The sequence below is a fragment of the Crocosphaera sp. Alani8 genome, assembly GCF_038442745.1.
Taxonomy (GTDB): Bacteria; Cyanobacteriota; Cyanobacteriia; order Cyanobacteriales; family Microcystaceae; genus Crocosphaera.
Genome location: NZ_JARVCN010000206.1, coordinates 1 through 5,860, shown reverse-complemented (window position 1 = coordinate 5,860; position 5,860 = coordinate 1). Strand labels below are relative to the sequence as shown.

The following is a 5,860-nucleotide window of genomic DNA, read 5'->3' as shown; positions in this document are numbered from 1 at the left end:
ATAAGGCTTTCAGATATCGCTTCTCATATCAACTTTTCTTGGTGCAAGATGTGAGATTAACCTATATACTAAACTGGGGGTACGTGAAGATGTTTTACACTTTGATATTTTAGTAAAAGGTGATACTTGATCAACAAATAACAAACTTAACTTTCCTAGAGACTAAGTAATGAGCGAACGTCAATATTACGAATTTCAATTTGTCGGAGATAAACTTTGTTTTAATAAGTCCAGTGTCTCATCAATAGTGTTAACGGCTGCATCTTTAAACTCTGATGAAGAAGTTTGGAACAGTTCAAGACCCTTGATTAATTCTAAAGCATAAGTTTTCTTTTCCTGTTCAGTTTCCAGTTGTTTCCATTCATCCAAGAAGGGTTGAATCACTTCTGATGCCATTTCTTCAGCTAAATCATTGGGGTCAACATAACCATAGCGAGTAGAACCGGCATTTTCCCAAACATCATGAATATCTAACAACTCTAAATCTAATAATAATAGTTCAGCCGTCCCTTCAATGGGTTCTGAGTTTTTCATCATTCAACTCATTATTGAACAGAAAAAGTATAACAAACCTGTCCCTACTTTTGGGGTGCGCCAATTCTAGTTTAATCGAGCAAGGTCAATTAGTTTTCCCTCAAGTTCTTTTTGTGATGATTAGCGATCGCCTGAAAATTCTTTACATAAATTAACATAGTGCTGCTTATTTATGTCCGACTACTTAATTCCTAAACTCTTTTAGATAATGAAAATGATAATCGATATCATTTTCAAAAAGATCGTTCTTAATCTAAAATTAGCCATCCACCCCCGTGGAACCGCCCTAGAAGTGAGGAGCGTTGTCAATAAACATTGAGGCTAAAGAAAATTCTGAATCGCCTCTGTCACAGCTTCGGGATACTCTTCATAAATACCTAAAGTTCCTCCTAATTTAACTGTTTGCACTTGTTCCAACTCTGCCATCGCCTCCATTTCCACTTTCGATTTGGGTGGTGCATTTTCCGCCAGAATAATTAATACGGGTATCGATATTGAATCTAAAAGTTGCAAAAACTCCTCTCTATCTGCTACGGGATCGAGCGCACCAGTGACAAAAGCAGCAGGAGCGTATCTGGCACCCTCTTTAGAAGTGATTTGGTATTTTTGGGCGATAAATTCGGGAGTTAGTTTGCTTTCATCTACATAAACGTGGCGTTTGTACATCAAGCGCAGAAAGGAAGGCGTAGTATTGAGATAGTATAAACCTTGTCCGATCCAAGGGGATCTCACTAGATTTTTTACCCCATTTCTTACTCCATCAGGTAACCCCATAACTCGTAAAGGTCCTTGCCAAGTGGGAGCAATTAAAATTAGTTGAGAAATGATATCTGGGTTATCCTGTCCAAATTTTAAAGCGTATCCCGAAGCATGACCAGAAGCAATAAGAATAAGTGAGCTATTAAAAACAGATTTCACAAAATTTCTCAATAAATGATGAAATAATGCGGGATTATAATCCACAGGGGGACATTGAGACTCACCAAACCCCAACCAATCTAAAACTGTCACTTCATAATGTGTAGCAAGTAGATTGGCAATCCCTTTCATCTCGGTGCGACTCGAAACCGTACTAAAAGCAGGAAGTAAAAGTACAGGGTTTCCTGCACCGACAGTTTCGTAAACAACTCGATATTGCTTGTCTAAAAAATTCCAGTTGTAAAAATTCTTTGTTCCGCCAATACTAGAATTAGGTTGACTTAGTAAGCTTGCTTTAGTCATAGCTGTTAGTAGAGAGAAATTTATTTCAATAGTACAAGATAGTTACAGTAGATCAAAAAGTAAGGTTGAGACAAGCGATCACCACCTGAAAATTTCCGTTTCTGAAACTGACTTTGCGATCTACTAAATCTTGCCCTTCATGACGGTTCGCTAGTTCTGACTGTACAAGGTAGATAAATCGTGAATAAACTACCTGTCCCCAGTTGACTTTTAACGGTAAGATGACCTTGATGATGATAAGCGATCGCCTGAGCAATAGCCAAACCCAACCCAGTCCCCCCGTTTTTTCGAGCGCGATCACTATCGACACGATAAAATCGCTCAAAAATTCGACTCTGTTCTTCGGTAGTGATACCAATACCTGTATCCTTAATACGAATCAATGCAGTCCGTTCTTTTGTTGTTAAACTAACGACAACTTGACCGCCACTCGAGGTATATTGAACAGCATTGGCAATTAAATTTGAAACTAAACGGTATAATTGGGACTCGTCTCCTAAGACATAAATTGGCTCATCAGGAATTTGCTCAATTAGGTCAATATCGGCAATGGTAGCAAGTTCGGAAAATTCTTCTATCAAATCACTCACTAAATCATTTAAACAACAAGATTGAAACCGTTTAGAGTATGATTGTGCTTCGAGACTGGTCAACAAGAGTAAGTCTGTAATTAGATTGCTTAAACGTCTTCCTTGTCGTTCTAAGGTATGTAACATCTTTGTTAAATCTTGGGGTTGTGAGGGTTGTCTCCTTAAGATTGCTTCTATAGTGGCTAAAAGACTAGCTAGGGGCGATCTCAATTCATGGGCAGCATTGGCTGTAAACTGTTGTTGCTGTTGATATGATTGATAAATCGGCTGCATGGCTAACCGTGAAAGCCACCAACTTGACACCACAACAAACCCTAAAACCAGGGGAAACCCGATAATTAAAATAGCTTGTATGCGTTTAACTTCAGCATCAAAGGGTTTTAAGGTACGTCCCAATTGTAAATAACCCCAAGATGGATTGAGACCTTGCTGATGAGCTAAATAATCAGTATCAGCACTGTGTAGAATGATTGTAAATTGGTGATAACGAGTTCTCTGACTGGTAAAAGTTTGCCAGGGGTCAGAATTTAAGGTTTGAGAGAGATTAGTGGGTTGGTTGGGAGAAAAAGCTAATAGTTGGCCTTGATGATTAAACAGACGAATATAGTAAGTATTGCGATCGCTAATTCCAGTGGTATGTCTCTCGATTAAACTAGGATTAAGGTTACAGGGTTGTCCGACTAAACATAATTCTGGCAAAATACGCTTTAATACGTTTGTTGGCTCTTCTGAAGCAGGTAACATAGGTTCTAAGCTGTCGTGGAGTGTCCCGGCAATAGATTCCATTTCACTCTCCATTGCTTTCCAATTAGATTGAACAAGGGAGCGATACATCCCAAACCCCGATAAACTTAAAATTACCCCCATCACCAAAGCATACCAAAAAGCTAAACGAAGACGACTATGACGAAATAATTGGGAGGTTTTCATCAATTCTGTTCTTTTTCTTCACGCTTGATTTTTGTCTTCTGCCAACTGTTTGTTAAATCGATAGCCCTGACCTCTGATGGTTTCAATAGGACAAATACAGTTATAACTGGCTAATTTTCGTCTGATTAAGCGCATTTGTGCAGCCACCACGTTACTCATGGGTTCCGCATCGAGATCCCATAGTTGATTACGAATTTTACTCCCTGAAATAATGCGATCTGGATGCTTCATTAGATAGGCAAAAATTTGGAATTCTTTGACGGTTAAGGGAATAGTTTTAGGGGATTGAGTTAACTTCACACATAGGGCATTGTTGGCATCATCTAGGGTAAATTTGCCTATGGTTAGGGCTTGGTGTTGAAATTGGGGCGATCTTCGTTGTAACGCCCGCAATCGTGCCAGTAACTCCTCCATGATAAAGGGTTTTACCAAATAATCGTCGGCTCCTGCATCTAAACCTGTCACGCGGTTTTCTGGCTGACCCAAGGCAGTGAGCATCAGCACGGGTAAGGGATTCTGGTGCGCTCTAAGTCGCTGGCATAGCTCCAGCCCCGATAATTCCGGAAGTAGCCAATCAATAATCGCTACGGTGTAATCCGTCCACTGATATTCCAAGTAGTCCCAGGCTTGAATCCCATCTGACACCCAATCCACCACATATTTCTCGCCGATTAGAACTTGTTTAATTGCTAGTGCCAAATCTTTTTCATCTTCCACCAGTAGAACTCGCATCGCGCCTGACACCTCAACTACGAAACTAATTCTACCAAAGCCATTGCTATTTCACCTGAATTTCATCTCTCTATTCGGCAACTTCTTCAAATTAATTATCCTTAATTCGAGTAATGATTCAACCCTGCCGACACCATAAAGCCACTGCCAAAAACCAAAATAACTGAACCAAAACAATACTCGGACCACTAGGCAGATTGAGCGCGCCAGAAATGATCATTCCTATTACTCCACTGGTGGCACCTATCCCCGCAGCAGTGGCTAAAAACGGAACAAATTGCCGGCAAATTAATCTCGCAGAAGCAGCAGGAATAACTAGAAAACCGTTAACTAACACGATACCAACTATCCGAATAGTTATGGCTATAGTGATTGCTAAAAGCACGGTAAAAAAATAACGATAACGGAGAACGGGTACGCCTTTGACTAGGGCTAAATCTCTATTGAAGGTGAGTAAGATTTGCTCTGGTAAACTGATAATTATCCAGAATAAAGTTACAAATAAAAGTAATGATAATAAAATTAAATCTGTATTCCCAATCGTTAGAATATCCCCAAATAAAATCGATAATAAATTACCTCGATATCCTTTGACATAACTAAAGCCAATTGTGCCTAAAGCGACTGAACCCGACATAGAAATACACAAAACTGTATCGTTACGCAAATTGGTTCTGTCAATTAAATAAATTACTCCCAAACCAAAAGCAACAGTAAAACCAATTAGCGTCCAAGTAGCAGGAAGTTCCAACAATGCTGCTAAAACCACTCCTAGAATTGCCGAATGTCCCACCGTCGCTCCAAATAAAGAGAGACGACGCAAGATTAAAAAGCTGCCCAAAATTCCTCCTAAAATACCAAGCAGTACGCCACCTATTACGGCCCGTTGCATGAAGGGTAAACTAAAAAGATTCAGGAAGTCGGGTAGGTTCATGATAATGACAAGTAGGAATAATTAAAGCTTTTTTATGAATACCTGGATTTGGGTTGTAATTTTTGAACCACATTACCGTAATAAACGAAGACCACTTATAGTTACTAAAACTGTAGAGCCTTCATGCCCAATTACCCCTAAAGGCATATTGATATTACCTGTAAAGTTGCCTATCAATAATAGAAAAATAAAAGACAACGCAAAAGTAATGTTTTGTTTGATAATACGATTGGCACGACGACCGAGGCTAATGGCCTGAGATATTTTTTCTAGGCGATCGCTCATCAAGATTACATCGGCAGTTTCCAAAGCGACATCATTCCCAGCACCACCCATAGCTATACCGACTGTTGCCATAGCAAGTGCAGGGGCATCGTTAATACCATCTCCTACCATTGCTACATTTTGATATTTTCGCTGTAGCTGTCGAATAACTGTCAATTTATCTTCTGGCAGAAGTTCGGCATGAACCATTTCTATGCCAAGGGATTCAGCAACACTATTAGCAGTAACTTGATTGTCTCCCGTCAGTAAAACTATTTGTTCGATCCCCATTTCTTTTAATTCTTTGATCGATGCTGCTGCTTCTGGTCGAATAGCGTCAGCAACAGCAATCGAACCTATAACCTTTTCATTTTCAACCACCCAGACAACAGTTTTTCCTTGTTTTTCCAGGCGTTTATTTATCTGGACGAGTTCGTGGTTTAAATGAGGAATTTCTTGACGAATAAAAGTAGCTTTTCCTACCTTAATTGTTTTTCCAGCAACTTCACCGACAATTCCTAAACCCGTTTTTGCTTGTACTTGACTGGCATTTTGCAATTGGAAATTTTTCTGTAAAGCAGCTTGGGTAATTGCCTTGCCGCTGGCGTGGGGACACGAATACCTGAAAGCCTTACCAGATGACGAAAAGAGGCAA

Annotated in this window: 6 protein-coding genes; all 6 read right to left on the bottom strand. The window is 39.7% G+C overall.

Translation table 11 applies throughout. The features are described from left to right. Positions 1 to 195 precede the first annotated feature (195 nt). Positions 196 to 537 carry a hypothetical protein gene (locus P9B04_RS12890; RefSeq protein ID WP_342055396.1) on the bottom strand — a complete coding sequence of 114 codons (342 nt, stop codon included), beginning with the start codon at positions 535 to 537 and terminating at the stop codon, positions 196 to 198. Positions 538 to 855: 318 nt separating this feature from the next. Beyond that, the gene (locus P9B04_RS12885) at positions 856 to 1,755 is read right to left on the bottom strand and encodes an alpha/beta fold hydrolase (protein ID WP_342055395.1); all 900 of its coding nucleotides are present in this window, start codon (positions 1,753 to 1,755) and stop codon (positions 856 to 858) included. Positions 1,756 to 1,892: 137 nt separating this feature from the next. Continuing rightward, on the bottom strand, positions 1,893 to 3,275 hold the full coding sequence (gene rppB / locus P9B04_RS12880; RefSeq protein ID WP_342055394.1) for a two-component system sensor histidine kinase RppB: 1,383 nt from the start codon (positions 3,273 to 3,275) through the stop codon (positions 1,893 to 1,895). Positions 3,276 to 3,293: 18 nt separating this feature from the next. Next, positions 3,294 to 4,007 carry a two-component system response regulator RppA gene (gene rppA / locus P9B04_RS12875; protein WP_342055393.1) on the bottom strand — a complete coding sequence of 238 codons (714 nt, stop codon included), beginning with the start codon at positions 4,005 to 4,007 and terminating at the stop codon, positions 3,294 to 3,296. Between the two features lie 118 nt (positions 4,008 to 4,125). Next, positions 4,126 to 4,941, bottom strand: a complete 816-nt coding sequence (locus tag P9B04_RS12870) for a metal ABC transporter permease (protein ID WP_342055392.1) — start codon at positions 4,939 to 4,941, stop codon at positions 4,126 to 4,128. A 72-nt stretch (positions 4,942 to 5,013) separates the two neighbouring features. Beyond that, on the bottom strand, positions 5,014 to 5,860 hold an 847-nt coding region (locus tag P9B04_RS12865; protein WP_342055391.1), incomplete at its 5' end, for an HAD-IC family P-type ATPase.

Coding starts and splice junctions, on each gene's coding strand:
- P9B04_RS12890 (WP_342055396.1), bottom strand. CDS start 537: ATGATGAAAAACTCAGAACCCATTGAAGGGACGGCTGAACTATTATTA.
- P9B04_RS12885 (WP_342055395.1), bottom strand. CDS start 1,755: ATGACTAAAGCAAGCTTACTAAGTCAACCTAATTCTAGTATTGGCGGA.
- rppB (WP_342055394.1), bottom strand. CDS start 3,275: ATGAAAACCTCCCAATTATTTCGTCATAGTCGTCTTCGTTTAGCTTTT.
- rppA (WP_342055393.1), bottom strand. CDS start 4,007: ATGCGAGTTCTACTGGTGGAAGATGAAAAAGATTTGGCACTAGCAATT.
- P9B04_RS12870 (WP_342055392.1), bottom strand. CDS start 4,941: ATGAACCTACCCGACTTCCTGAATCTTTTTAGTTTACCCTTCATGCAA.